The following is a 1,024-nucleotide window of genomic DNA, read 5'->3' as shown; positions in this document are numbered from 1 at the left end:
GCATTTACAAAGCTTTGATCTTTGTATTTGAATGGGACAACACCACAACCACCATCACATTCGATATCCATACACACCCATTTATTAGGATGGGCATGTTTGCTGCCATCAAACTGACGCATATTATCGCCAGAGGCGGTCACTGTCTGACCAAACAGAATCTGACCAACGTCAACGGTGATATTTTTGTTTCTATTGATAGATTCAGCGATCTCAGCTGCACCTGATGAGAATTTAAAGTCACCTTCAGTGCCATAACTATGGAACTGAATATGGGTTAAATGCATCGGCAAGCCTTCAATACCTTGAATCGTATCGAGTGTCGTATCTTTGTTACCTGGTACACCTAGATTACAACCATGAACATGTAAAGGATGTGGCACACCCAGTTCAGTCACCGCACGAGATAAACGCTGCAAAATCTCACGTGGAGAGACGTTATAAAAACTGTTTTTCTCATCCAGATCCAACTTACGTTGGTTAAATTTAAATGCATTAATACCACCGGGATTAACCACTTTCAAACCAATAGCCTGACTGTGTGTTAATGTCCAGGCCACATAGTTATTAATGGCTTCCTGATCTTCATTGGCCGCCATCATGCGTAATAGGAAGTCATCGCTTCCCAACATGGCATAACCACCTTTATCGATAATCGGTGTGTCATGCATTTCCATATGTGCCTGACGCGCATTAACTGGCATCACCGCAGGTTCAAATCCGGCTGTGTAGCCCATTTCAGCGTAACGATAGCCTGTTGTTAGCGTACTTGGTGCAGCATGACCGCTACCGCTTCGCATGAGTTCTGTACGTTCAATTAACGATTCGGCATGATCTTCCGGTAGCATAGTACGGGCAATATTGACTTTACCGCCACCAATGTGGGTGTGCATGTCGATCGCGCCAGACATAACGACTTTGCCACGGACATCAATTTCTTCGTCGACTTTTCCATCCGCTGGTGCGTCTACTATGCGACCATCGCGGATATAAATATCTCTCACTACATCATTTTGCCCATGTT

At 44.4% G+C, this 1,024-nt stretch carries 1 protein-coding gene; it reads right to left on the bottom strand.

The window, feature by feature from the left end; all coding sequences use genetic code 11:
• Positions 1-1,024: formylmethanofuran dehydrogenase subunit A (locus tag B4K20_RS16070; protein ID WP_289283695.1), on the bottom strand; the 1,024-nt coding region annotated here is incomplete at both ends.

It is taken from the genome of Methylophaga sp. UBA5088 (genome assembly GCF_002414625.1).
Lineage (GTDB): Bacteria > Pseudomonadota > Gammaproteobacteria > Nitrosococcales > Methylophagaceae > Methylophaga > Methylophaga marina.
Note: the sequence above shows the minus strand (reverse complement) of the source record. Positions and strands in the feature narration are given on the sequence as shown.